The 26,147-nt window shown below is 66.3% G+C and carries 16 protein-coding genes; 9 read left to right on the top strand and 7 right to left on the bottom strand.

Features of this window, described 5'->3' with window-relative positions; translation table 11 throughout:
• Nucleotides 1-2: 2 nt before the first annotated feature.
• Nucleotides 3-353 carry a DUF3325 domain-containing protein gene (locus V6V88_RS14970; RefSeq protein ID WP_056318298.1) on the bottom strand — a complete coding sequence of 117 codons (351 nt, stop codon included), beginning with the start codon at nt 351-353 and terminating at the stop codon, nt 3-5.
• A gap of 305 nt (nt 354-658) precedes the next feature.
• Here V6V88_RS14970 and V6V88_RS14965 point away from each other — a divergent pair, with 305 nt between their 5' ends.
• From V6V88_RS14965 to V6V88_RS14955, 3 genes are all read left to right on the top strand, one after another.
• A complete protein-coding gene (locus V6V88_RS14965) occupies nt 659-1,273 on the top strand; it encodes a hypothetical protein (RefSeq protein WP_062840969.1) in 615 nt (204 codons plus the stop codon).
• A gap of 12 nt (nt 1,274-1,285) precedes the next feature.
• On the top strand, nt 1,286-3,661 hold the full coding sequence (locus tag V6V88_RS14960; RefSeq protein ID WP_338615421.1) for a catalase: 2,376 nt from the start codon (nt 1,286-1,288) through the stop codon (nt 3,659-3,661).
• A gap of 176 nt (nt 3,662-3,837) precedes the next feature.
• Complete coding sequence (locus tag V6V88_RS14955) at nt 3,838-4,359, top strand: lipid-binding SYLF domain-containing protein (RefSeq protein ID WP_223575815.1); 522 nt, start codon at nt 3,838-3,840, stop codon at nt 4,357-4,359.
• A 51-nt stretch (nt 4,360-4,410) separates the two neighbouring features.
• On the opposite strand, the gene V6V88_RS14950 is transcribed toward V6V88_RS14955, so the two are convergent.
• Both V6V88_RS14950 and V6V88_RS14945 read right to left on the bottom strand, forming a co-directional pair.
• Nucleotides 4,411-5,394 (bottom strand): tripartite tricarboxylate transporter substrate binding protein, encoded by a 984-nt coding sequence (locus V6V88_RS14950; RefSeq protein WP_338615420.1) that lies wholly within the window; start codon nt 5,392-5,394, stop codon nt 4,411-4,413.
• A gap of 17 nt (nt 5,395-5,411) precedes the next feature.
• Complete coding sequence (locus tag V6V88_RS14945; protein ID WP_338615419.1) at nt 5,412-6,833, bottom strand: M20 family metallopeptidase; 1,422 nt, start codon at nt 6,831-6,833, stop codon at nt 5,412-5,414.
• Nucleotides 6,834-6,945: 112 nt separating this feature from the next.
• Between V6V88_RS14945 and V6V88_RS14940 the strand changes: the two genes are divergently transcribed.
• A complete protein-coding gene (locus V6V88_RS14940) occupies nt 6,946-7,872 on the top strand; it encodes a LysR family transcriptional regulator (protein WP_223575813.1) in 927 nt (308 codons plus the stop codon).
• Between the two features lie 102 nt (nt 7,873-7,974).
• Here the strand turns inward: V6V88_RS14940 and V6V88_RS14935 are convergent, their stop codons facing one another.
• The 3 genes from V6V88_RS14935 to V6V88_RS14925 are packed head-to-tail and all read right to left on the bottom strand — an operon-like array spanning nt 7,975 to nt 15,301.
• Nucleotides 7,975-11,040, bottom strand: coding sequence for an efflux RND transporter permease subunit (locus V6V88_RS14935; protein WP_338615418.1), 3,066 nt, complete (start codon nt 11,038-11,040; stop codon nt 7,975-7,977).
• Complete coding sequence (locus V6V88_RS14930; RefSeq protein ID WP_338615417.1) at nt 11,037-14,117, bottom strand: multidrug efflux RND transporter permease subunit; 3,081 nt, start codon at nt 14,115-14,117, stop codon at nt 11,037-11,039. Before V6V88_RS14930 ends, V6V88_RS14935 begins: the two co-directional genes overlap by 4 nt.
• Nucleotides 14,114-15,301 carry an efflux RND transporter periplasmic adaptor subunit gene (locus V6V88_RS14925; RefSeq protein ID WP_338615416.1) on the bottom strand — a complete coding sequence of 396 codons (1,188 nt, stop codon included), beginning with the start codon at nt 15,299-15,301 and terminating at the stop codon, nt 14,114-14,116. Before V6V88_RS14925 ends, V6V88_RS14930 begins: the two co-directional genes overlap by 4 nt.
• Nucleotides 15,302-15,454: 153 nt before the next feature.
• On the opposite strand from V6V88_RS14925, the gene V6V88_RS14920 reads away from it, so the two are divergent.
• Entirely contained in the window at nt 15,455-16,411 is a 957-nt protein-coding gene (locus V6V88_RS14920) for a molecular chaperone DnaJ (RefSeq protein ID WP_338615415.1), read from the top strand.
• 42 nt (nt 16,412-16,453) lie between these two features.
• Here V6V88_RS14920 and V6V88_RS14915 read toward each other — a convergent pair whose 3' ends face one another.
• A complete protein-coding gene (locus tag V6V88_RS14915) occupies nt 16,454-17,704 on the bottom strand; it encodes an NnrS family protein (protein ID WP_223575805.1) in 1,251 nt (416 codons plus the stop codon).
• A gap of 242 nt (nt 17,705-17,946) precedes the next feature.
• On the opposite strand from V6V88_RS14915, the gene V6V88_RS14910 reads away from it, so the two are divergent.
• The 4 genes from V6V88_RS14910 to narH all read left to right on the top strand — a co-directional run bounded on the left by V6V88_RS14910 (nt 17,947) and on the right by narH (nt 26,143).
• Nucleotides 17,947-19,206: a nitrate/nitrite transporter gene (locus V6V88_RS14910; protein ID WP_056318336.1), complete on the top strand. Its 1,260-nt coding sequence runs from the start codon at nt 17,947-17,949 to the stop codon at nt 19,204-19,206.
• Between the two features lie 26 nt (nt 19,207-19,232).
• On the top strand, nt 19,233-20,618 hold the full coding sequence (locus V6V88_RS14905; RefSeq protein ID WP_056318339.1) for a NarK family nitrate/nitrite MFS transporter: 1,386 nt from the start codon (nt 19,233-19,235) through the stop codon (nt 20,616-20,618).
• A gap of 219 nt (nt 20,619-20,837) precedes the next feature.
• A complete protein-coding gene (locus tag V6V88_RS14900) occupies nt 20,838-24,581 on the top strand; it encodes a nitrate reductase subunit alpha (protein WP_338615414.1) in 3,744 nt (1,247 codons plus the stop codon).
• On the top strand, nt 24,578-26,143 hold the full coding sequence (narH, locus tag V6V88_RS14895; RefSeq protein ID WP_056318344.1) for a nitrate reductase subunit beta: 1,566 nt from the start codon (nt 24,578-24,580) through the stop codon (nt 26,141-26,143). The genes V6V88_RS14900 and narH overlap by 4 nt, the downstream gene beginning before the upstream one ends.
• Nucleotides 26,144-26,147: the final 4 nt, after the last annotated feature.

Here is a 26,147-nt window from a genome sequence, read left to right as displayed (position 1 = left end):
CGTCAAAACCCGATGCCGACACCCACCAGGGATATCGCCACCGCCAGGGCGGCGGCGCCTGCGGCAGGCCGTGGCGTCCAGGACAGTTTGCCAAACCACAGCAGCGCGCCCGCGCAGAGCCAGCCCAGCCAGACCATCATGCCCAGCGCATCGCCCCAGAGTCCGACGCAAGGCAGGATCGCCAGTCCCATCAGCAGTGCGCCAGCGCCGCGCAGCACGCGCGTGTGGGCCGCGCGGGGATTGCGCGTCCAGACCTGGTGGTAGTGGCGGGGGGTGGCCAGGGCCAGGCAAGCCATGCCGGCGTAAGTCAGCAGCAAGGCCATCGCGATGGCGCAGAGGTCATTCAGGGTCATGCGGCTGCACGTCTTTCGCAAGTTGCCGACCCTGTGTGAGGGCGCGGCGCGCTAGCGCTTTGATGGGTAACGACCCTGATTCTACGGGAATCGGCGGCCCGTCCTGCGCGCGGGGCTTTGTATTTTCTTCCGAGCGATGCGGAACGTGTGCCGATCGGCCGGCCCCCGCGATGCCCCGCAAGGCCCGTCTGCGCGACGTCTGCAGGCGCTTTTCCATTGCAGGAACGGCAATTGCTGGGTTGCGCCTCCATCCGGAACGATCGCCGCGTGCGGATCGTTGATGACCTACCACAAGGAGCCCAACCATGAAGCGCAAAGCCGGAAACGCCGATCAGATCAAGGAACTGCTGTACCAGGCCCTGGAAACCGAAATTGGCGGCCTCGCCATCTACGAGACCGCGGTGTCGTGTGCCATCAATGAAGACCTGAAGAAGGAATGGCTGGGCTATCTGGAAGAAACGCGCACGCATCGCCGCGTGCTGCTGACCGTCTTCGAGCAACTGAAGCTCGACCCGCAGGCCAAGTCGCCGGGCCGCGACGTGGTGCGGCACTTGGGCGAATCGTTGGTGAAGGCCATGAAGATGGCCATTTCGGCCGGCGATCCCGAAGCTGCGCAGCTCGTAGCCACCGAATGCGTGGTGCTGGCCGAAACCAAGGATCACGCCAATTGGTCGCTGATCGGGTTGATTGCCGAGCAGCAGCCGGGCGAGCAGGCCAAGATCCTCAAGCAAGCCTACGACGCGGTGGCGACCGACGAGGACCACCACCTTTATCACACGCAGGGCTGGTCGCGCGAACTGTGGATCGAGTCGCTCGGCTTCCCCGCCGTGCTGCCGCCGCCCGAAGAAGTGAAGAAGGTCGAGACCGCCATTGGCGCCTCCCGCGCCGAACAGGCGCGCGACTCGATGCTGACCCATTAAGGAGAAAGACTCATGGCAAGCAAAAAGCCAGCCAAGGCCGGCCAGGGCGGTGCACTGGATACCGCCTACATGAACACCGACAGCGGTCCCGCTAGCGGACCGGCCGGCAAGCCGAGCCACCCCGCGCTCAAGCGCGCGGCAGCGGTGGGCGCCACCGTGGGCGCCATGCCCCATAACACCAACAAGGAAGCCGAGTACGGCGAGCAGGCCGCGCGTTGCCCGTATGCCGGCGCGCACGTGGGCGCCGTGGACCCCGCCGTCGGCGCAAGCTCGCTGTCCGAAAAGGAAGTGTCGGACAAGACCGGCGACGCCGCGACCCCGGGCGTGAATCGTGTCGACGGGCAACTGCCGCGCGTGCGCGCGGACGGCGGCGGCCAGGAACTGACCACCAACCAGGGCGTGCGCGTCAGCGACAACCAGCATTCGCTGAAGGCTGGCCTGCGCGGGCCGGCGCTGCTGAAGGATTTCATCCTTCGCGAGAAGATCACGCACTTCGACCATGAGCGGATTCCCGAGCGCATCGTGCACGCCCGCGGCTCTGCGGCGCACGGCTACTTCGAGTGCTACAAGCCGCTGACCGACCTGACCGCCGCGTCGCTGTTTGCCGAGGCCGGCAAGCGCACGCCGGTGTTCGTGCGCTTTTCGACGGTGGCGGGCGAGCGTGGCTCCAAAGACACGGCGCGCGACGTGCGCGGCTTTGCCGTCAAGTTCTATACCGACGAGGGCAACTGGGACCTGGTGGGCAACAACATGCCGGTGTTCTTCATCCAGGATGCGATGAAATTCCCGGACCTGGTCCACGCGGTCAAGCCCGAGCCGCACCATGGCATGCCACAGGCCGCGTCCGCGCACGATACCTTCTGGGACTTCGTGTCGCTCATGCCCGAGTCCACCCACATGCTGATGTGGGTGATGTCGGACCGCGCGATCCCGCGCAGCTACCGCATGATGCAGGGCTTTGGCGTGCACACGTTCCGGTTCGTCAACGCGCAGGGTGAATCGCGCCTGGTGAAATTCCACTGGAATCCCATCCTGGGGACGCATTCGCAAGTGTGGAACGAGGCGGTCAAGGTGTCGGGCGCAGACCCTGACTATCACCGCCGCGACCTCTGGGAGGCCATCGACGCAGGTCATGGTCCGCAATGGGAGCTGGGCGTGCAGGTCTTCACGGAAGACCAGGCCGAAGGCTTCAGCTTCGACGTGCTGGACGCCACCAAGATCGTGCCCGAGGAACTGGTGCCGGTCGTGCCCATCGGCCGCATGGTGCTGGATCGCAACCCCGACAACTTCTTTGCCGAGACCGAGCAGGTGGCCTTCTGCGCCGCGCACGTGGTGCCCGGCGTGGACTTCACGAATGACCCGCTGCTGGCTGGCCGCATCCATTCCTACGTCGACACGCAGATCTCGCGCCTGGGCGGCCCGAACTTCCACGAGATCCCCATCAACGCGCCGCTGGCGCCGGTGCACAACAACCAGCGCGACGGCATGCATCGCCAGACCATTCATCGCGGCCGCGTGTCCTATGAGCCCAATTCCCTTGCCGGTGGCTGTCCGTTCCAGGCGGGAATGGACGGGTTCGTGTCGTTTCCGGAGCCGGTGACAAGCGACGAACTGCGCGGACATCCGGAAAAGTTCGCCGAGCACTACAACCAGGCCACGCTGTTCTACGACAGCCAGACCGCCTGGGAACGCAAGCACATCATCGACGCCTTCGCGTTCGAGCTCAGCAAGGTGACCGTGCCGCAGATCCGTGAGCGCATGGTCGCTTCCCTGCGCAATGTGTCGGACGAACTGGCGCAGGGCGTGGCCGATGAAATCGGCATGCCCTTGCCGGATCCGTTGCCGCGCGCGACGAAGAATCCGCCCAAGCCCGAAGTGCAGGTGTCGCCCTCGCTGTCGCTGACCGCCCGCCCTGGCGACGGCGGCGTGGCGACGCGCAAGGTCGCCATCCTGGCGGCGGAAGGCGTCGACGGCAAGGCGCTGTCCGCCGTGGCCGACGCGCTCATGCAGGCAGGCGCCGTCGTGCGGCTGGTGGGCCAGCGCATTGGTCCGATGCAGACGGGCGAGGGCGGCGCGTTCGATGCGGATGCGTCGCTGGACAACCATCCGTCCGTGGTGTTTGACGGCGCGGTGGTTGTCGGTGGCGCCGGCGCCGTGCAACGCCTGGCGGCTGACGGACGGGCGCTGGAGTTCCTGCGCGACGCCTATCGCCACGGCAAGACGCTGATGGGTGTCGGCGACGGCGTTCAGGTGTACGCCGCGGCGGGCATCGACCCCGATCCGAACGATGGCGGACTGCTGCTGGGCGGCGAGGATCCGCAAGCGTTCATTGCCGCCTTGGGCAAACATCGCCATCCGGAACGGGAGACGACGCCGCCCAAGGTATGAGGGGCGCGGCAGCACGGGTAAGCAAGGACCATTGACACCCGCGGGACGCCTCTCGAATACTGAGCCGGCAGGTCGGGCGAGCGCATCGGGCGCTCGCCCTGTCTAACCGGGGAGGCCGTATGAACCGAGCGTCCGTGTTGCCTGTGAAATTCGTTGGCTGGCTTTGTGCCAGCCTTTTGTCTTTTTCCGCCCTGATCAGCGTCGCGCCGTCCGCGTGGGCGGCGTCGGCGGCGGAGATAAGCGCCGACGCAACGGCGGCGCTGGAGCAGCTTTATACGCAGGACCCCCGCATCCGCCAACTGGGCGACAAGGCCGTTGCGGTGCTGGTGTTTCCCAACATCATCAAGGGCGGTTTCCTGGTGGGGGGCGAGCGCGGCTCGGGCGCCTTGATCCGGCGCGGTCAGGTCGAGGGCTTTTATTCGATCTCGGCGCTGTCGTTCGGACTGCAGGCGGGGGCGCAACAGTTCTCGTACGCGCTGTTCTTCATGAACGAGCCCGCGCTGGCGTATCTGAACCAGAGCGACGGCTGGGCGCTGGGCGCGGGCCCGAGCCTGGTCGTGGTCGACCAGGGCTACGCTGCCAGCATCTCGACCACGACCCTGACGCAGGACGTGTACGCGGTGCCGTTTGGCGAGCAGGGCCTGATGGCGGGGATGGGCCTGGAAGGTTCCAAGATCAGCAGCATGGTGCCGGATTGATGACGTGGCACGCAAAGCAGGCGGGACGCCGGTGGGCGTCCCGTGTTGCGGTCACTCAAGCGTAATGCCTGCGCGCTGGGCGACGGCGCTGAATCTGGCGATCTCGATCGTGATCTGGTCCCTGAAGGCCTGGCCGGGCAGGAAGACGGGATTGAGCGACAGGTCCGATACGCTCTTGCGCACTTGTTCGTCGTGCATGATTTCCGTCATGGCCCGGTTCAGCGTGTGCATGACGGTGGATGGCGTCTGGGCCGGCGCGACCAGGCCGTACCAGCCCACGAACGACACATCCGCCATGCCGGCTTCCGCGAAGGTCGGCACGTCCGGCAATTGCGGCATGCGCTGATCGCCGGTAACGGCCAGCGCACGGACCTTGCCCGCGCGCGCCTGGGCCGCCGACGCCGACACCGTGTCTACGGCCAGGGCGATCTCGCCGCCGATCAGCGCGGTGATGAGCTGCGCGCTTCCCTTGTAGGGCACCGGCACCATTTTGGCGCCGGCTGCCTGGGCAAACATCTCGCCGGTCAGGTGGGGGGCGGATCCGGGTCCGAACGTGCCGTACATCAGGCCGCCCTTGGCGGTCTGCTGGCGCGCGAGTTCGGCCGCCTCGTGAGGCGTGGCCGCGGGCAGCGAATTCTGCGCCAGCAGCACGACAGGGGCCATCGCGACGATGCCCACGTGCTCGAAGCTGCGCACGGGATCGTAGGGCAATGCGGGCTTGAGTGCCGGCAGGACGCTGTAGGTTGTGCTGCCCGACAGCATCAACGTGTAGCCGTCCGGCTTGGCGCGGGCGACCGCTTCGGCGCCGATGAGCGTCGAGGCGCCGGGGCGGTTTTCAACGATGACGGGCTGGCCGAACTTTCCCGACAGCTTGGTGGCAAGCAGGCGCGCCACCGCATCGGTGGCGCCGCCGGGTGTGAAGGGGACAACGATCTTGATGGCCTGGTCCGGATAGGCCGCGTGGGCGTCTTGGGCGTGGGAGGCGGTGGCGGCAAGGGTCAACGCCAACAGGGCGGTGCGAAATCTGGCGGTCATGGCGGGGCTCGGTCTTGTCAGGCGTAAGTGGACGATTGGGCGCAGGCTTGTTCGAGGACGTCGGCGCCCTGGGATCCCAGGTCCCAGAACAGGCCGGCCATGATGGCCAGGCCTTCGCGGGCGACGCTGCCCAGCAGATGCTCGTTGGGCGCGTGCTGCGCGCAGGCGGGGTAGGAATGCGGGACCCACAGGGTGGGCAGGCCAAGCTGGTCGGCAAAGATGTCGTTGGGCAGGGAGCCGCCCAGGTTGGGCAGGAGCGCCGGGCGCTTGCCGGTGGTGTGTTCCAGCGAGGCGGCGGCCCAGCGTACCCACGGGGTGTCTGGCGACAGGCGCGTTGCCCCGGCCTGCATGCCGATGCGCACGTCCACGTCGTCAAAGCCGCGCTGGCGCAGATGATCGACCACGTGATCCTGCAGGCCGCGCCAGTCGGTGCCCACCACGAATCGCAACTGGCACCAGGCCACGGCTTCGGGGGGGATGGCGTTCACGGGCTTGGCCGGGTCGCCCGCGCCGAAGGTCAGCACGTCCAGGCTGTTCCAGCCGAACACCTTTTCAGGCGATGTCAGGCCGGGTTCGCCCCACCACGCGTTGATGGCCGGATCGTCTTGCCCGCCGCCGACTTCAAGGTCGGCCAGGGCCTGGGCGACCGCAGCGGGGATGGGCGGGGGACGCAGCCCGGGGACGGCGATGCGGCCGTTGGCGTCCACGAGCGAGCTGATGGCGTGCGACAGGCGGATGGCCGGATTGGCGAGCAGTCCGCCCCAGTTGCCGGAGTGGTAGCCGCGGTCCCGTGACCGCACCCTGAGTTCGAAATTGATCGCCCCGCGCGAGCCCATGAACAGCGTGGGCCGGGCGGCGTTCAGGCGCGGTCCGTCGCTGGCGATGAAGACGTCGGCGGCCAGGAGATTGCGGTGCGTCTTGCAGAAGTCGGACAGGCCCGGCGAGCCGGCTTCCTCGCCGGTTTCGATGAGCCAGATGGTATTGAAACCGAGCGCCTCGCCGCGCGCATCAATGACGCGGGACAGCGCTTCAAGGTTGATCGAATGCTGACCCTTGTTGTCGGCCGTGCCGCGCCCGTACCAGCGGTCGCCTTCGACCTTGAGCTGCCAGGGGTCGCGGCCGGATTCCCATTTGGCAGCGTTGCCCCGCACCACGTCGCCGTGGCCGTACATGAGGACCGTGGGCAATTCGGCCGCTTCGATGCGGCGCGCGACCAGGATCGGCAGGTCCACCCCGGCCGGATTCGCGTGCACCTCACAGGAAAAGCCCAGCGCCGACAGGCGCGGAACCAGTTCGTCCTTCAGGTAGGCATGCTGCGCCGCGGCCTGCGTGGGCACTTCGCTTTCGGTCGCAAATGCGACCCGGCGCGCCAGGGTGTCCAGAAGGACGCCGCTGTCATACGCTTGTACGGCGTGGAGAATGGCTTGTTCGCGGGTCATGGCGGTTCTCGGTGCGGGTTGGAAGCACAAATTTATTGCGCTTCTTAACGTGCCACAATTAGATATTTCGCACTTTTGCGTTGCTTAAATGGCATGTCTTCGGGAGCCCGACATGATTTCACTAGGCCTCAGATATTTCCTGGAAGTCGCGCGCTGCGGATCCATCGCGGGCGCGGCGGCGGCGCTGCACGTAGCGGCCTCCGCCGTGAGCCGGCAGATCGCCAAGCTGGAGGACAGCTTGGGCATCGTGCTGTTCGAGCGTCAGGCGCGCGGCATGGAGCTCAGCGAGGCAGGCTTGCAACTGGCCGCCTACGCCCGGGCCGCCGCCCTGGAGGCCGAACGCGTCACCACCGAGATCCGGCGGCGCAGTGCGCTGGGCGACGTCACCATCCGGCTGGCCTGCAGCGAGGGCTTCGCGCACCGTTTCATGCCGATGTGCATGGCCGACTTCAAACAGATGCGGCCCGAGGCGCGCTTTCATCTGCAGGTGGATCGGCCGGAAGAGGTGATTCGCCGGATTCTGGAGGGACTGTCTCAGATCGCGCTGCACTACACGGTGGCGCAGGACGATCGGCTCAAGACCGAGCTGCTGACCCGGGCCCCGGTGTACGCGGTGATGTGCCGGCGGCATCCGCTTGCCAGCCGCCGCACGGTCAGCCTTCGCGACCTGGCGGAGGTGCCGGTGTCGGTGGGCGATACCGGCACGACCGTCCGGCAGTTATTCGATAGCGCGTGCGCCAACGCCGGGCTGCACATCGAGCCGGCCTACGTATCGAACAATTCGGCGGCCTTCCTGCCCATGCTGCCGGGCAGCCGCATCGTGGCGCTGACGGGCTACCTGACGCTGATGGGCGACCCGCAGGGGGCAGCGCTGGCCGCGGTGCCGTTCAGCAACCCCGAGATGCGCCAGCGCAGCATTCAGGCGGTGACGCTGCAGGGGCGCACCTTGCCGCCCCTGGCCAAGGAGTTCCTGGAGTTCATGGCGCAACGGCTCACCGCCACGCCCCGCGCGCCGGATGCGGACAAGGGCGACGCGTGATCCAGGAATGCGCCTACAGCGAGACCGTGTTCAACAGGCTCATGCGGACTCCGGGAAGCTTTTCCGGCTAGCGGGAAGATGGCGGGCCCGCAGGATGCGCGGTCAGGCCGTGCGGCGCTTTCGCCAGGCCAGACGGCGCAGGCGTTCCAGCGCCAGATAGACGATCGGGGTGGTGTACAGCGTCAGGAACTGGCTGATCATCAGTCCGCCGACGATCGCCACGCCGAGCGGGCGGCGCAGTTCCGACCCTTCGCCCATGCCCAGCACCAGGGGCAGGGCGCCCAGCAGGCCCGCCAGATTGGTCATGACGATGGGCCGCAAGCGCAGCATGGCGGCGCGGTGGATGGCCTGTTCGGGCGTCAGGTTTTCGCGCCGCTCCAGGCTGAGGGCAAAGTCGATCATCAGGATGGCGTTCTTCATGACAATGCCCACCAGAAGGAACAGCCCCAGCAGCGCAATGAGGGTGAACTCGATGCCCGCCAGCCGCAGCGCCAGCAGGGCGCCGACGCCCGCCGAAGGCAGCGTGGACAGGATCGTCAGCGGATGCAGCGGGCTTTCGTACAGGATGCCCAGCACCAGATAGATGGCGACCAAGACGCCCAGGATCAGCCAGGGCTGGTCCTGCAGGCTCTGCTGGAAGTTGCGCGCATCGCCGCCCAGCCGGGTCTGGATGTGCGAAGGCACCATCAGCTTTGCCGTGGCCGCGTCGATGGCGGCCAGGCCTTGTTCCAGCGATACACCGGGCGCCAGCGAGAACCCGACCCACACGGCGGCGAACAGCCCGTCGTGAAAGACGCGGTCGTTGACCAGGCCATTGTCGTAGGTGGCGAACGCGGTCAGCGGCACGCGGTTGCCGTCAGCGGCCACCACGTGCACCCGCTCCAGGACCTCGGGGTCTTCGGTGTAGCGGGGGTCCAGTTCCAGCACGACGCGGTACTGGTTCATGGCGTCGTACAGCGTGGCGACCTGGCGCTGGCTGAACGAATTGCTCAGCACGCTGCTGATGGTCTCCATGTCCACGCCCAGCCGCTGCGCCGCGCTGCGGTCGATGTCGATCACCACCTGCTGCGTGGCGCCGTCGCCCTGGGCGTCGACGTCGCGCAGCTCGGGGATCTCTTGCATGGCCTTGGAAATCTTGCGCGACCATTCGCGCAGCGCGGGCACGTCGCTGGCCATGATGGCCAGCTCGTGGTCGCCGGAATTGCCGAAGCCGCCGGGCATGCGCAGGTCCTGGTCCACGTTCAGAAAGAACATGCCGCCCGGCACCGCCGGGGCGTGGGTGCGCATCCAGTTGATGACTTCGGTCGAGGACTCGTTGCGTTCGGCGGCAGGCTTCAAGCGGATGAGGAACAGCGAATTGCTGATGCCCAGGCCGCCGCCGTTGTAGCCGATGACGTCCTCGACGGCGGGGTGCTTCAGGACCAGTTGCCGGTATTGGTCGATCTTGGGTTGCATCACCTGGAACGAAAACCCGTCGTCGCCCCGTACGAAGCCCATGAGCTGGCCGGTGTCCTGCACGGGCAAAAAGCCCTTCGGCGCCTGCACGTACAGGTAGACGTTCAGCCCCACGACGCCGGCCAGCAGCAGCAATGTCAGGCGTGCATGGCCAAGTACGCGCGCCAGCGACACGCCATACCAGTCGTGCAGGCGGGCAAACACGGCCTGCATGCGCGACGGCTTGGCCGCGGCGGAGCTGACGGGCCGCAGCCACCGCGCGCATAGCGCCGGAATGATGGCCACCGAGACAACCAGCGAAATCACCGTTGCGGCCACCAGCGTGATCGAGAACTCGCGGAACAGCCGTTCCACCAGCCCGCCCATGAAGAGGATCGACACGAAGACCACGCTCAGCGCGACCGTCATCGCCACCAAGGTGAATCCCACTTCCCGCACCCCACGCAGGGCGGCCTTGACCGGCGTCAGCCCGCGCTCCAGGTGGCGCGAAATGTTCTCCAGCACGACGATGGCGTCGTCCACGACCAGGCCGGCCGCCACGATCAGCGCCATCAGCGACAGGTTGTTCAGTGAAAAGCCCCACGCGTACATGACGGCAAAGGTGGCGATCAGGCAGACGGGAATGGCCACGCTGGGAATCGCGGCGGCGCGCGCGTTGCCCAGGAACAGCCACACCACCAGGATGACCAGCCCGGCTGCCAGCGCCAGGGTGATGTGGGCTTCGCGCAGCGTCGCCTTGATGCCGGGCGAGCGGTCCAGCGCCACCGTCAGGTCCACGTCGGCGGGCATCAGCTGGCGCAGGCCCGGCAGCGCCTGGTTGATGGCGTCGATGGTTTCGATGATGTTGGAGCCGGGCTGCCGGCTGATGGTCAGCACCACGGCCGGATTGCGGTTGTGAAAGCCGCTGCTGTAGCGGTTCTCGACCGAATCGCTGACGCGAGCCACCTGCGACAGCCGGATCACCGCGCCGTCCTGGTAGCGCACGATCAGGCTGTCGTAGTCCTGGGCGCGGCGCGGCTGCTCGGGGGCGCCGACTTCCCAGCGCCGCGCGGCTGAATCTAGCTGGCCTTGCGGACCCATCGGCGCCGCGTTGGAGATGGCCTCGCGCACGTCGTCCAGGGCCACGCCGTAGTGCGCCAGCGCGTTGGGGTTCACCTGGACCCGCACGGCGGGCAGCGAGCTGCCGCCCATCGTGACTTCGCCCACGCCGCTGATCTGCGATAGCTTTTGCGCCAGCACGGTGGAACCCAGGTCGTAGAGCTGGCCCGCGGGCCGGGTGGCGGAACTGAGGGCCAGCGCCATGATGGGCGCCTGCGACGGATTGACCTTGCGGTAGCTGGGATTGCCCGGCATGCCCGAGGGCAGTTCGGCCCGCGCGGCGTTGATTGCGGCCTGCACGTCGCGCGCGGCCTCGTCGATGTCGCGGTCCAGGTCGAACTGCAGTTGAACGCGCGTTGCGCCCTGATTGCTGGACGAGCTCATGGAACTGACGCCGGCGATGCTGCCGAGCGCCCGCTCCAGCGGCGCCGCGACCGTGCTGGCCATGCTTTCGGGACTGGCGCCGGGCAGGTCGGCTCGCACTTCGATGGTCGGAAAATCGACCTGCGGCAGCGGCGCCACCGGCAAGAGCCGCCATGCCACGGCACCCAGCAGCGTCAGCGCCAGCGCCAGGAAAATGCAGGCGACCGGACGGTGCAGCAACGCGCGGATCATTTCACCGGGCCTTCGGCGTTGGGCGCCGGTGCGGCTTGAGCGCGCCGGTGGCCCAGACGGTGAAAGAACAGGTAGACGGCGGGCGTGGTGAACAGCGTCAGCACCTGGCTGACCAGCAGTCCGCCAACCATGACCCAGCCCAGCGGCTGGCGCAATTCAGCGCCCGAACCCGTCGCCAGCATCAGCGGCAGCGCGCCAAACAGCGCGGCCAACGTCGTCATCAGGATGGGACGCAGGCGCAGCAGCGCGGCCTCGCGGATGGCGGCCTGCGGCGCCACGCCGCGCGTGCGCTCGGCCTCCAGCGCAAAGTCGACCATCATGATGCCGTTCTTCTTGACCAATCCGATCAAGAGAATGATGCCGATGACCGCGATCAGGTCCAGCGGCCGGCCGGTCAACAGCAGCGCCAGCAGCGCACCCACGGTGGCCGAGGGCAGGGTGGACAGGATGGTGACCGGGTGGATGGCGCTTTCGTACAGCATGCCCAGCACCAGGTACATGGTCACCACCGCGGCCAGCATCAGCCAAAACGTGTTCGACAGCGACGCCTCAAAGGCGGACGCCGCGCCCTGCAGCCGGAGCTCGACGCTCTCGGGCATGCCGATCTCCTGGCGCGCCGACTCGATGGCGGCGATGGCCTGTCCCAGGGATCCGCCGGGCGGCAGGTTGAAGGACAGGTTCACTGCGGGGAACTGCGACAGGTGATTGACCGCCAGCGGGACGGCGCGCTCGCTGACGGTGGCGAGCGCTGACAAGGGGATGGGCTGGCCGGTGTCCGTTTGCAGATGGATGCGTTCCAGCGCTTCGGGGCTGGCCGCCATCTTGCGGTCAACTTCCAGCACGACGCGATATTGGTTCGACTGCGTAAAGAGCGTGGCGACCTGACGCTGGCCGAATGCGTTGTACAAGGCTTGCGCCACATCGTCCATCGTGAGGCCCAGACGCGCGGCGGCGTCGCGCGAGACCTCCAGATAGGCCTGGCGGCCGTCGCCTTGCAGGTCGGACGAGACGTCGGCCAGTTCGGGCGCTTGCGCCAGGCGCTCCATGAGGGCGCGGGTCCAGCGCGACAGCAGCGCGCTATCCGGCGAGGTCAGGCTGAACTGATACTGGCCTCGGCTGACGCGATCCTCGATGTTCAATTCCTGCACAGGCTGCAGATAGAGCGAGATGCCGTGCACCTCGCGGGCCCGCGCGTCCAGCCGCGCCATGATGTCGGCCAGCGGGGCTGTGCGCTCGTTCCAGGGTTTCAGGTTGATCAGAAGCCGCCCCGTGTTCAGCGTGGCGTTCATGCCGTCGATGCCGATGAACGAGGACAGCGTGGCGACGTCGGGGTCCGCCAGCAGGCTTTCCGCCACCGCCTGCTGGCGGCGCGACATGGCGTCGAACGAGGTGCTTTGCGACGACTGCGTCACGCCTTGCAGCACCCCGCCGTCCTGCGCCGGGAAGAAACCCTTCGGCACCGCGAAATACAAGAGCCCGGTGAGCGCCACGGTCGCCAGCATCGCCAGCAGCGTCAGCCGCTGATGACGCAGCGTCACGTCCAGCCAGCCTGCATAGCGCGCCTGCAGGCGATCCAGCAGTCCAGGCTTGGACGGCGCGTGCGGCGGCAGCAGCCGGGCGCACATCATGGGCGTGAGGGTCAGCGATACGGCCAGCGATATCAGGATGGCAACGGCCAGCGTGATGGCAAATTCGCGGAACAGCCGGCCCACCACGTCTTCCATGAACAGCAGCGGGATCAGCACCGCGATCAGCGACAGCGTCAGCGAAACGAGCGTGAAGCCGATTTGCCCGGCGCCCTTCAACGCGGCCGCCATCGGGCTGTGCCCCTGTTCCCGGTAGCGTGCGATGTTCTCCAGCATGACGATGGCGTCGTCCACCACGAAGCCCGCGCCGATCGTCAATGCCATCAGCGTGAGGTTGTTGGTGGAAAAGCCGGCCAGATACATGAAGCCAAAGGTCCCGATCAGCGACAGCGGCACGGCCAGGCTGGGGATCAGCGTGGCGGGCAGGTTGCGCAGAAAGAGGAACGTCACCAGCACCACCAGCCCCACCGCGAACCCCAGTTCCCACTGCACGCCGCGCACGGACGCGCGGATGCTTTCGGTGCGGTCGGTCAGGATGCGCACCTCCACGGCGGCGGGCAGGCTGGCGGTCAATTGGGGCAGCAATGCCTTGACCTGGTCGGCCACGGCTATGACGTTGGCGCCGGGCTGGCGCTGGATGTTCACCAGCACGGCGGGCTGCCTGTCGACCCACGCCGCCAGGTAGCGGTCCTCGGCGCCGTCCTCCACCGTCGCGATCTGGCCCAGCCGCACCGGCGCGCCGTTCTTCCAGGCGACGATCAGGTCGCGGTACTCCTGCGCGCTCTGCAGCTGATCATTGGCGTCCATGATGACGGACCGCACGGGGCCGTCGAAGCTGCCCTTGGGCTGATTGGAATTGGCCTTGGCGATCGCCTCCTGCACGTCCGACAGCTTCAGGCCGCGCGCGGCCAGCGCCATCGGATTGACCTGCACGCGCACGGCGGGGCGCTGTCCGCCGGCCAGGCTGACCATGCCCACGCCCGACAACTGCGACAGCCGCTGCGTCATGCGCGTGTCCACCAGATCGTAGACCTTGGGCAGGGGCAGCGAATTCGACGTGACGGCCAGCGTCAGGATCGGCACGTCGGCGGGGTTGACCTTGCGGTACACGGGCGGAGTGGGCAGATCGCCCGGCAGCAGCGAATCGCTGGCGCTGATGGCTGCCTGCACTTCCTGTTCGGCCACGCCCAGCGGGACGTCCAGGGCGAACTGCAACGTGATGACCGAGATGCCGCTGCCGCTGGTGGACGACATCTGCTTCAGTCCCGGTATCTGCCCAAAGCGCCGCTCCAGCGGCGCGGTGACCGCGCGCGCCGTCACATTGGGGCTGGCGCCCGGATATTGCGTGGTCACCTGGATGATCGGGTAGTCCACCTGCGGCAACGCGGCCACGGGCAGCATGCGCCAGGCCAGGATGCCCGACAGCAGCAGGGCAATCATCAGGAAAGACGTCGCGACCGGACGCAGGATGAATGGACGTGACAGGCTCATGCGGACTCCTCGTCGTGGCCGGGCGGGTCAACGATCTGCACGTCGCGTCCGTCGTGCAGGCGGTCCACGCCTTCGACGACCACGCGCTCGTTCGCGGCCAGGCCCGTCAGCACCACGATGCGGCCGGCGTTGGCGGGGCCCAGCGTCAGCACCCGGCGGGTGGCGCGGTTGTCGTCGCCGATGACGAACACGAACGCGCCTTGCGAGCCGTATTGCACGGCCGCGGCCGGAATGGTCACCACGTCATCTTCCTGCACCACGGCCAGCCGGATGTTCACGAATTGATTGGGAAACAGCGATTCGTCGGCATTGTCGAAACGGGCGCGCAGCCGCACCGTGCCGCTGGCGGCCTGGATGCGGTTGTCCAGCGCCTCAAGCGTGCCTTCGGCAAGCAAGCGGCGATCGTCGGCATCCCAGGCCTGCACGCGCAGCACGGCGGTCTTCGCCTGCGCCTGCCGCATAAGAGCCAGGCGCGTTTCCGGGATGCTGAAAAGGGCCGAGATGGGGGCCATCTGAACCACGGTGGTCAAGCCCTCCGCGTCCGTCGCGCGTACGTGGTTGCCGGCGTCGACGCGCCGCAATCCCACCCGGCCGGCATGCGGCGCCACGATGCGCGTGTGACCGAGCAGGCGCTGGGCATCCGCGACTTGCGCCAGGTTTCGTTGACGCCGCGCGGCGTAGGCCCGCACCTGGGCCTCGGCGGTATCGAGCTGCTGGCCCGCCACCGCCTCCTGCCGCGCCAGCCTGCGATAGCGCCGCAGGTCTGCTTCGGCGTTGTCCAGCAGCGCCTGTGTCTGCGCCAGTTCGCCTTCGGCCAGCGCCAGCGCGGCCACAAAGGGGCGCGGATCGATCTCGGCCAGCAACTGGCCTTGCGTGACGGCCTGGCCTTCCCGGTAGTGCAGCTTGACCAGTTCGCCATCGACCTGGCTGCGCACGGTCACCTGCGCCAGCGGCGTGATGGTGCCCAGCGCGTGCAGGTCTCGCTGCAGCGGACCGACGCGCGCAGCGGCGACGCTCACCGCGACGGGAAGCTTCCCGTAGTTCGGGGGAGGCGGAGCGGCCGGACCTTTATTGCCCGCCAGCCAAAGCGCCACACCAATCAGCAGGGCCAGCGCCAGGGCGGCCGCGATCAGGATCAGGCGTTTGCGTGAGGGGGTGGGGCCCGCAAGGAAGCGCAGGGACATCAGGGCTGCCAGGCAAGGGGATAGCGGACAGCCGAGATTCTATATTAATAATAATGATTAGCGTTATTGACGCCGATATTCAAGAAGGGTTTGCGCGTATCGTTTAGAGTGGCGGCTGTTTTCAATACCCCGGTTTGCAACAGGAGTGGGTCCATGAGCGAAAAATCCCTCGAAAGTCCGCGTGAATTATGCGAACGCCTGCAGGAACGACTGACGGCCGAACGGGCCCGGCTGGCGCAATGGCAGTCGATCGAGGCGGATTACCACCACAAATACACCGAGACGCTGCGGCCGCTCGAAGACAAGCTCAACCAGCTGCGCTACAAGCTGGTGCTGTGCTTTGACCACGCCTACAAGGTAATGGGTCTGTCCAAGGCCGAACGCGAGTTCGTGTCCGAACTGGTCACGGAGTTCTCGGAAGAACTGCTGGTGCTGTCGGCCAAGTCGGCGCTACCGGCCGGTTGCGACACCGCGCGGCTCAAGACGCTTTACAAGAAGCACCGCGGGGCCGATTACGACGCCAATCTTGCCGAATTGACCGGAAGCGCGCGGCAAGAACTGGCCGATGCGCTGGACCTGGACGTTGCCGACCTGGACTCGATGTCGCCCATGCAGTTGCTGCAGGTCATCCAGGATCAATACGACGACGAAGACGCGGAAGAGCTGCTGGAATACGCTCGCGTGGTCCGCATGCCGACAGTGACGAACGCCGTCGCCTGGGACGCATTGCATGCCGCCGAGCGGGAGCGGCTGGCCCAGGCCGCCCAGGATCCCAACCTGCGCGCCACCGTGCAGGCCGCCTCCGACATCCCCGACGATCAGCTGGAAGCGGCCAATGCGGTGCTGGCCGCGCAGCTCGACGAGATCCTTACCCAGGTTCAGTTTGCCGAGGAAGGCTTCACGCTGCGTTATGAGCTGGACCCGTTCGCCACCTTCGATCCGGAAACGGTGATGCAAGAGCTGGACGACGACATCAAGGACATCCAGGAGTACATCCAGGAACTTGAACACGAGGTCATGCAATTCTCGGACGAATCGCTGCTCAAGGCTTGGCTCAAAGCCATGCGGCGTGAAGTTGCCGCGATGGAGCGGCGCGAAGGCCGGTCGTGAAGCGTTAGGGCGGGGGCCGGCGAGGTCTTTGACGCGGCCCCATCAGCTCTTGGGCCGCGACACCGGCATCACCCGCATGACGGGCGCCGCCTGCTTGGCCGCAGCGTCCGCGCGTGGGCGGATCATCATGGGGAAGAACCGCCACAGGTACAGTCCCAGCGCCAGCGCCCACGCGGTGGCCGACGCATGCAGCAGGCCCAGCGTTGCCGCGGTTGGCAGCAGGGCCGCCAACCGCAGCAACGCCGCCAGGATCATCAGCGCGTAGCTCAGGACCATGCTGCGGTCCGTGTACAGCGGACGGCCCAGATGGCCGAGTGCGGTGCGGGTCACCATGCCCAAAATCAACACCGAGAACCCGGCCACGCCGATGACGTGCGCGGGCCAAGCCTGCCGGACCACAATGCCCGCCAGTTGCGCCGCGCCCACCAGCAGGCCGATCCCCAGACCCAGATACCCCGCATAGAGAATCCACAGGAGCGGCACGCGCCGCACGGCCCACGGCTTCCAGGACACCCACTGCACCAGCGCAATCGCGCCGCTTGCCGCAAGCGCCAGCGCGGCGGCCTGCTGCACGCCGGCAAGCAGGCAGGCGATGGCGACGACGCCAAAGCCAAGCTGCCAATGACCGCTCTTGGTATGGGGAGGAATGTCCAGGCCCGCAACGGCGCGCTTGGCGAAGAAGGGCATGACCCGCCGGGCGATCAGCAAGGTCAGCACGGCCATCGACAGCAGCCCGGCATTGAAATAGCGCATCAGCGTCACGTAGTCGCCCTGGACCGTCGCCCACAGGTACAGCCCGTTGGTTGCGCCCAGCGCCAGCAGAAGGAACGGGACGCCATAGTTGCGCTGGTTCCGGGTGACCACGACGGCGCGTCCCAGTGCCCCGGCCGCCCACAGCAAAAACAGCAGGTCCGCCGCCGCCGCGACGACGAAGGCAGTGCGCCCGGGGACCAGATACCCCACACGCGCCACGATCCACAGCCCGCACAGCGCGGCAAGCGGATTGCCTTTCAGGGGATTCTTGCCCGTCCAGTTGGCGCCCGCCGTCAGCAGGAAGCCCACGGCGATCGTGGCCACGAAGCCCCACAGCATTTCATGCGCATGCCAGAACATGCCGTTCAGCACGCCAGTCAGCCGCGCGGGCGCGTGCACCCATAGCAACACCGAGAAAAGCGCCCAGAAGCAGCCCGCCAGATACAGCGGGCGGAAACCCATTTCAGTGAACGCGCCCCACTCGGGCGGGGCGGGGCGCGGCTTCTTTGCGGGTTCGTCGATGGAAAGCAGGGTGGTCATGGTGTGGCCCGTGCGCGCGGGGCGCGCGCCGTTGCGGTTTTGAACGTGTATTTGAAATACATATTACATCTGGCCGCATCGGGACGCGATCCGGGCACTTGATCCAGCGCAAGGCTGTCCGGAACACCCGCATGACTAGGCACTTCGGAAATAGCCCTTTGGTCGGCTGGGGAATGGTTGCAAACGGGAGGGCTGCTTAGGCTACCGACATACGTATTTGTCAGCAAAAAGCGAGACTAACCATGGCAGCACATCAATCCTCGGCCGGTGCGCCGATGCGGGTCCTGATATCCAGCACGTTTGCCTTCACCATCTGTTTTGCGGTGTGGATGATCTTTGCCGTGCTGGGGATCCCAATCAAGGCGCAGCTCGGCCTGTCCGAAACGCAATTCGGCCTGCTGGCCGCCATGCCGGTCCTGACCGGCTCCCTCGTGCGCGTGCCGCTCGGCATCTGGACCGATCGCTACGGCGGCCGTCCCGTGTTCTTCGTGCTGATGCTGCTGGCGGTGGTGCCGATCTGGCTGCTGTCCTACGCCACGGAATATTGGCAGTTCCTGGTGCTGGCGCTGTTCGTCGGCCTGACCGGCGGCTCGTTCTCCGTGGGCACGCCCTATGTCGCCCGCTGGTTCCCGCGCAACAAGCAAGGCCTGGCCATGGGCGTCTTCGGCGCCGGCAACTCGGGTTCGGCCATCACCAAGTTCGTGGCCCCCGCGCTCATCGCGGCTGCCGGCGGCGCCTGGGTCATCGTGCCGCAGGTCTACGCCGTGGCGCTGCTGGTCACCGCCATCCTGTTCTGGATGTTCTCGTCGTCCGATCCGTCTCACCGCGTCGCGGGCGGCGCCTCGTTGTCGGCCCAGTTCGCCATGCTGAAGGATCCGCGTGTGTGGCGCTACTGCCAGTATTACTCGGTCGTGTTCGGCGGCTATGTGGCGCTGGCCCTGTGGATGACCAAGTACTACATCGGCGAATACGGCTTCGACATGAAGCTGGCCGCGCTGCTGGCCGCGTGCTTCTCGTTGCCCGGCGGCGTGCTGCGCGCCGTCGGCGGCTGGATCTCCGACCGCTACGGAGCCTACAAGACCACGTGGTGGGTGATGTGGGTGTGCTGGGTTGCGTTCTTCCTCCTGAGCTATCCGCAAACCGAATTCACCGTCATGACCGCCGGCGGCCCGCGTTCCTTCGGCATCGCGCTCGGCCCGGTCACCTTCACCATCCTGCTGTTCGTCGTCGGCATCGCCATGGCGATCGGCAAGGCCTCGGTCTTCAAGTTCATCTCCGATGAATTCAGCGACAACATCGGCGCCGTGTCCGGCATCGTCGGACTGGCTGGCGGCCTGGGCGGCTTCGTGCTTCCCATCATGTTCGGCGTCCTGCTCGACCTGACCGGCATCCGCTCCAGCGCCTTCATGCTGCTGTACGGCACGGTCTGCGTCTCGCTGATCTTCATGCACTTCAGTTTCCGGCCCGAAAGCGCGGCCATCGCCCGGCAGCAAGCCGCCTGACCCACCCACCATCCTGAGAGAACCTCATGTCCACTCAAGTCCTTGCGCGCTGGGAGCCGGATAATCCCGGTTTCTGGAAACAGACGGGCGCGCGCGTCGCCAACCGCAATCTGTGGATCTCGATCCCGGCGCTGATGCTGGCGTTCAGCATCTGGATGCTCTGGAGCGTGGTCGTCGTCAACCTTGACCGCGCCGGCTTCATGCTGTCCAAGAACCAGCTCTTCTGGCTGACGGCGCTGCCCGCGCTGTCGGGCGCGACGCTGCGCATCTTCTACTCGTTCCTCGTGCCCGTCTTCGGCGGGCGCAAATGGACGGCCATCTCCACCGCCTCGCTGCTGATTCCGGCGCTGGGCATGGGTTTCGCGCTGCGCGACCCCACCACCTCGTTTCCGACCCTTCTGGTGCTGGCGCTGCTGTGCGGCCTGGGCGGCGGCAACTTCAGCTCCAGCATGGCCAATATCAGCTTTTTCTTTCCCAAGGAAAAGAAGGGGCTGGCAACGGGCCTGAACGCCGGCATTGGCAACCTGGGTGTGTCGCTGGTGCAGTTCGTCGTGCCGGTCGTCATCACCATGGGCGTCTTCGGCGTTGCCGGCGGCGAACCTCAAGTCATCAACGCCAATGGCGCGCAGCAAAATCTGTGGCTGCAGAACGCGGGCTTCATCTGGGTGATTCCCATCGCGCTGGCGTCCATCGCCGCATGGTTCGGCATGAACGACATCGCCGATGCGCGCGCCTCGTTCGCCGACCAGGCGGTCATCTTCAAGCGCAAGCACAACTGGCTGATGTGCTGGCTGTACGTGGGCACGTTCGGGTCGTTCATCGGCTTCTCGGCGGGCTTCGCAATGCTGACCAAGACGCTGTTTCCCACCGTCAATCCCATGGCATACGCATTCCTGGGGCCGCTGGTCGGATCGCTGACGCGTCCCGTGGGCGGCTGGATCTCCGACAAGCTGGGCGGCGCCCGGGTCACGCTCTTCACCTTCGCGGCCATGATCGCCGCGGTGGCCGGCGTCGTGACGTTCCTGCCGGGTGAGGGCCGCCTGGGCGACTTCAACGGCTTCTTGGCCATGTTCATCGTGCTCTTCGCGCTGACCGGCCTGGGCAACGGTTCCACGTTCCGCATGATTCCGGTGATCTTCCTGCGCGAACGCACGCAGGCGGCGCAGGGCAAGGGTCCGGCCGCGCAAAAGCAGGCCATGTCCGAGGCAGCCAAGGAATCGGCCGCGGTGCTGGGCTTTTCCGGCGCCATCGGGGCCTACGGCGGCTTTTTCATCCCGCGCAGCTTCGGCACGTCGCTCGAAATGACGGGCAGCGTCCAGACCGCGCTGTTCTGCTTCATCGGCTTCTATGCCACCTGCATGCTGATCACATGGTGGTACTACGCACGCCGCAACGCGCCCATTCCCTGCTAAGGAGCGTTCGCCGGGGCCCGGTCGCGCACACGTTGCGTGGCCGGGCCCCGGCGGCCTTGCGCGGCCCGACTAGTTCGGTCTACCCGGGTAACTAGTCACTCTGCCGAACCCGGGTTGTGCCACCGGCGAATGGTCGGCCAGACAGCCCAGCCCTAAAGTTGTTTCATCAGCATTGATCGCAGTACGCGCCGGCCAGGCCGGCGTTCTTGGAGAAACACAATGAGTCATTTTCTGGACCGGTTGAAGTTCATGTCGCGGGTGAAGTCCACCTTCGCGAACGGTCACGGCGAAACCGTCAACGAGGACCGCAAGTGGGAGAACGCCTACCGCGCCCGCTGGCAGCACGACAAGGTGGTGCGTTCCACCCACGGCGTGAACTGCACCGGCTCCTGCTCCTGGAAGGTGTATGTCAAGAACGGCCTGATCACCTGGGAAACCCAGCAGACCGACTACCCCCGCACCCGTCCCGACCTGCCCAACCACGAGCCCCGCGGCTGTCCTCGTGGCGCGTCGTACAGCTGGTATGTGTATTCGGCGCAGCGCGTGAAGTACCCCATGATCCGCGGCCGCCTGATCGAAATGTGGCGCGACGCCCGCAAGACGATGGACCCGATCGCGGCCTGGGAATGGATCAGCCAGGATCCCAAGCGCGCCAAGCGCTACAAGTCGGTGCGCGGCCTGGGCGGCTTCGTCCGCGCCGATTGGGACACCGCCACGGAGATCATTGCCGCGGCCAACGCGCTCACCATCAAGAAGTACGGCCCGGACCGCGTGATCGGGTTCTCGCCGATTCCCGCCATGTCGATGGTCAGCTACGCCGCCGGCGCCCGCTACCTTAGCCTTTTGGGCGGCGCCTGCCTCAGCTTCTACGACTGGTACTGCGATCTTCCCCCCGCCAGCCCCCAGATCTGGGGCGAACAGACCGACGTGCCCGAATCGGCCGACTGGTACAACTCCACCTACCTGATGGTCTGGGGCTCGAACGTCCCGCAGACCCGCACCCCGGACGCGCACTTCTACACCGAAGTCCGCTACAAGGGCACCAAGACCGTGGCCGTGTCCAGCGACTTCGGCGAAATGGTCAAGTTCGGCGACATCTGGCTGGCGCCCAAGCAGGGCACCGACGCCGCGCTCGCCATGGCCATGGGCCACGTCATCCTCAAGGAATTCCACCTGTCGGGCAAGTCGGCCTACTTCACGGATTACGTGCGCCGCTACACCGACATGCCGATGCTGGTGCAGCTCAAGGAACGCGACGGCTTCTACGCCCCTGACCACTTCCTGCGCGCCTCGCAGCTGGACAACGCGCTTGGCGAGCAGAACAACCCCGACTGGAAGACGCTGGTGCTGGACGAGTCCACCGGCGATCTGGTGGCGCCCAACGGCAGCATCGGCTTTCGCTGGGGCGAGGGCGCCGTCAACGGCGGCGAAAAGGTCGGCCGCTGGAACCTCGAATCCAAGGATGGCGGCTCGGGCCGCGAAATCCTCCCCACGCTCAGCCTTCTGGGCAAGTCCGACGACGTGGTCGGCGTGGGCTTCCCGTACTTCGGCAGCGAACACGATGAGCTGCTGGTGCGCAACGTGCCCGCCCGCCGCATCCGCCTGGCTGACGGCACCGACGCGCTGGTCGCCACCGTGTATGACCTGCAGATGGCCAACTACGGCCTGGACCGCGGCCTGGGCGGCGGCAACGTCGCGTCCTCTTACGATGACGACGTTCCCTATACGCCCGCCTGGCAGGAAAAGCACACCAGCGTGCCGCGCGCGCAGGTCATCCAGGTGGCGCGCGAGTTCGCCCAGAACGCGCACGACACCGAAGGCAAGTCCATGGTCATCGTCGGCGCCGGTCTGAACCACTGGTACCACATGGACATGATCTACCGCGGCATCATCAACATGCTGATGATGTGCGGTTGCGTGGGCAAGAGCGGCGGCGGCTGGGCGCACTATGTGGGCCAGGAAAAGCTGCGCCCGCAGTTCGGCTGGGCCCCGCTGGCGTTTGCCGCCGACTGGGTGCGCCCGCCGCGCCAGATGAACGGCACCTCGTTCTTCTACGCCCACACCAGCCAATGGCGCCACGAAAAGCTGAACGTGCAGGAAGTGCTCGGCCCCACCGCCGACCGCGCCAAGTACAGCGAACTCAGCATGATCGATCTGAACGCCCGCGCCGAGCGCATGGGCTGGCTGCCGTCGGCGCCGCAGCTTCGCACCAATCCGCTGGACGTCGTGGCGCAGGCCGACAGCCTGGGCAAGGATCCCGTCGCACACGCCGTCGAACAGATGAAGTCGGGCGAGTTGCGCATGTCCTGCGAAAACCCGGACGATCCCGCCAATTTCCCGCGCAACATGTTCGTGTGGCGCTCCAACATCCTGGGCTCCAGCGGCAAGGGCCACGAGTACTTCCTGAAGTACCTCCTGGGCACCCAGAACGCCGTGTTCGGCGACGAAGCCGACGCCATCAAGCCGTCCGAAGTCACCTTTGAGGACGACGCCGCCGAAGGCAAGCTGGACCTCCTGACCGTGCTGGACTTCCGCATGAGCACCACGTGCCTGTACGGCGACATCGTGCTGCCCACGGCCACCTGGTACGAAAAGGACGACCTCAACACGTCCGACATGCACCCCTTCATCCACCCGCTCAGCGAAGCCGTGCAGCCGCTCTGGGAAAGCAAGACCGACTGGGAAATCTACAAGCTGCTGGCCAAGAAATTCAGCGAAATCGGCGGTCCGTACCTGGGCAAGCGCCGCGACCTGGTGCTGACCCCGCTGATGCACGACACCCCGGGAGAACTGGGCCAGGCCTTCGAACCCAAGGACTGGAAGCTCGGCGAATGCGACCTGATTCCGGGCAAGACGGCGCCGTCCATGACGGTGGTCGAACGCGACTACAACGACATCTACCGCAAGTTCACGTCGGTGGGTCCGCTGCTGGACAAGCTGGGCAACGGCGGAAAGGGCATCAACTGGAACACCCAGCACGAGGTCCACGAGCTGGCCGGCATCAACGACAGCGTCACCGAAACCGGCGTCAGCCAGGGCCGTCCGCGTCTGGACACGGCGATCGACGCGGCCGAGATGATCCTGACCTTCGCACCAGAGACCAACGGCCATGTGTCGGTCAAGGCCTGGGAAGCGCTGGGCAAGATCACCGGACGCGACCACACGCACCTGGCGGTCGGACGCGAACACGACAAGATCCGCTTCCGCGACATCCAGGCGCAGCCGCGCAAGATCATTTCGGCGCCTACCTGGTCCGGTCTGGAAAGCGAAGAGGTCAGCTACAACGCCGGCTATACCAACGTCCATGAACTGATCCCATGGCGCACCCTGACCGGCCGCCAGCAGTTCTACCAGGATCACCGCTGGATGCTGGACTTTGGCGAAGGCTCCTGCGTGTACAAGCCCGCCATCGACACCAAGACGGTTGCGCCCATGCTGGGCAAGTACCCGAATGGCGAAAAGGAACTGGTCCTGAACTGGATCACGCCGCACCAGAAGTGGGGCATCCACAGCACGTACTCGGACAACCTGCGCATGCTGACCCTCAGCCGCGGCGGCCCCCACGTGTGGGTGTCCGAAGCCGAGGCCAAGCAGGCCGGACTGGTCGACAACGACTGGGTGGAAGTGTTCAACGTGAACGGCACGCTGACCGCCCGGGTGGTGGTGAGCCAGCGCGTGCCGGTTGGCATGTGCCTGATGTACCACGCACAGGAAAAGATCGTGAACGTGCCGGGCGCTGAAACCAGCGGCAAGCGCGGCGGCATCCATAACTCGGTCACGCGCACGGTGCTCAAGCCCACGCACATGATCGGCGGATACGCGCAGCAGGCCTACGGTTTCAACTACTACGGCACCGTGGGCGCCAACCGCGACGAGTTCGTGGTCGTGCGCAAGATGAAGAAGGTGGACTGGCTGGAAGGCCCGCTCGTCGAAGAACTGCAACAAGAAGAGAAGCAATCATGAGGATACGCGCCCAAATCGGCATGGTGCTGAACCTGGACAAGTGCATTGGCTGCCACACTTGCTCGGTCACCTGCAAGAACGTCTGGACCAGCCGCGACGGTGTCGAGTACGCATGGTTCAACAACGTTGAAACCAAGCCCGGCATCGGCTATCCGAAGGAATGGGAAAACCAGGAAAAGTGGAAGGGCGGCTGGAGCCGCACGGCCGCCGGCAAGCTGGAACCGCGCCAAGGCGGCAAGCTGCGCATCCTGGCCAACCTGTTCGCCAACCCGAACCTGCCCGCCATCGACGACTACTACGAGCCGTTCACCTACGACTACGAGCACCTGAAGAACGCGCCGCTGTCGCAGACGCCGCCCACCGCGCGCCCGGTGTCGGTGCTGACGGGCAAGAAGATGGACAAGATCCATTGGGGCCCGAACTGGGAAGACGACCTGGGCGGCGAGTTCAGCTCGCGCAGCCGCGATGCGCTCTTCGAAGGCGTCCAGAAAGAGATGTACTCGACGTTCGAGAACACCTTCATGATGTACCTGCCGCGCTTGTGCGAACACTGCCTGAACCCGGCCTGTGTCGCCAGCTGCCCGTCCGGTTCCATCTACAAGCGCGAAGACGACGGCATCGTCCTGGTCGATCAGGACAAGTGCCGCGGATGGCGCATGTGCATCTCGGGCTGCCCCTACAAGAAGATCTACTACAACTGGAACAGCGGCAAGGCCGAAAAGTGCACGTTCTGCTATCCGCGCATCGAGGCCGGCCAGCCGACCGTGTGCTCGGAAACCTGCGTGGGCCGCATCCGCTACCTGGGCGTGCTGCTGTATGACGCCGACCAGATTGAAAATGCCGCCGCCACCGCGAACGAGCAGGATCTGTATCAGTCGCAGCTCGACCTGTTCCTGGACCCGCATTCGCCCGAAGTGATCGCCGCGGCGCGCGAGCAGGGCATCCCGGAATCGTGGCTGGAAGCCGCGCGCAATTCGCCCGTCTACAAGATGGCCGTCGAATGGAAGGTGGCCTTCCCGCTGCACCCGGAATACCGCACGCTGCCGATGGTCTGGTACATCCCGCCGCTGTCGCCCATCCAGACGGCCGCCGAGTCCGGCAAGATGCCCCAGCGCACCGTGGGCAAGAGCGGCATGATCCCCGACGTGTCGACGCTGCGCATCCCCGTGCGCTACCTGGCCAACCTGCTGACCGCCGGCAAGGAAGCGCCGGTGCTGCAAGCCCTGGAACGCATGCTGGCCATGCGCGCGTTCAAGCGGTCCGAGACCGTCCACGGCGAACGCGACACGGCCCTGCTGGACCAGGTTGGCCTGACCGAGGAAACGGTGCAGGACATGTACCGCATCATGGCCATCGCCAACTACGAAGACCGCTTCGTCGTGCCCAGCAGCCACAAGGAAGTGGTCGAAGACAGCTTCAACGAGAAGGGAAGCTGCGGCTTCACCTTTGGCAACGGCTGCTCGGGCGGCGTGTCGGAAGGCACCCTGTTCGGCCGCAAGCCGCAGGGCAGCGAGATCTTCATCGAAATGCCCAAGTCGCGCAAGAAGGCCGTTTCGGCCTGAGGAA

Source organism: Achromobacter sp. E1 (genome assembly GCF_037039475.1).
GTDB lineage: Bacteria > Pseudomonadota > Gammaproteobacteria > Burkholderiales > Burkholderiaceae_B > Achromobacter > Achromobacter mucicolens.
Note: the sequence above shows the minus strand (reverse complement) of the source record. Positions and strands in the feature narration are given on the sequence as shown.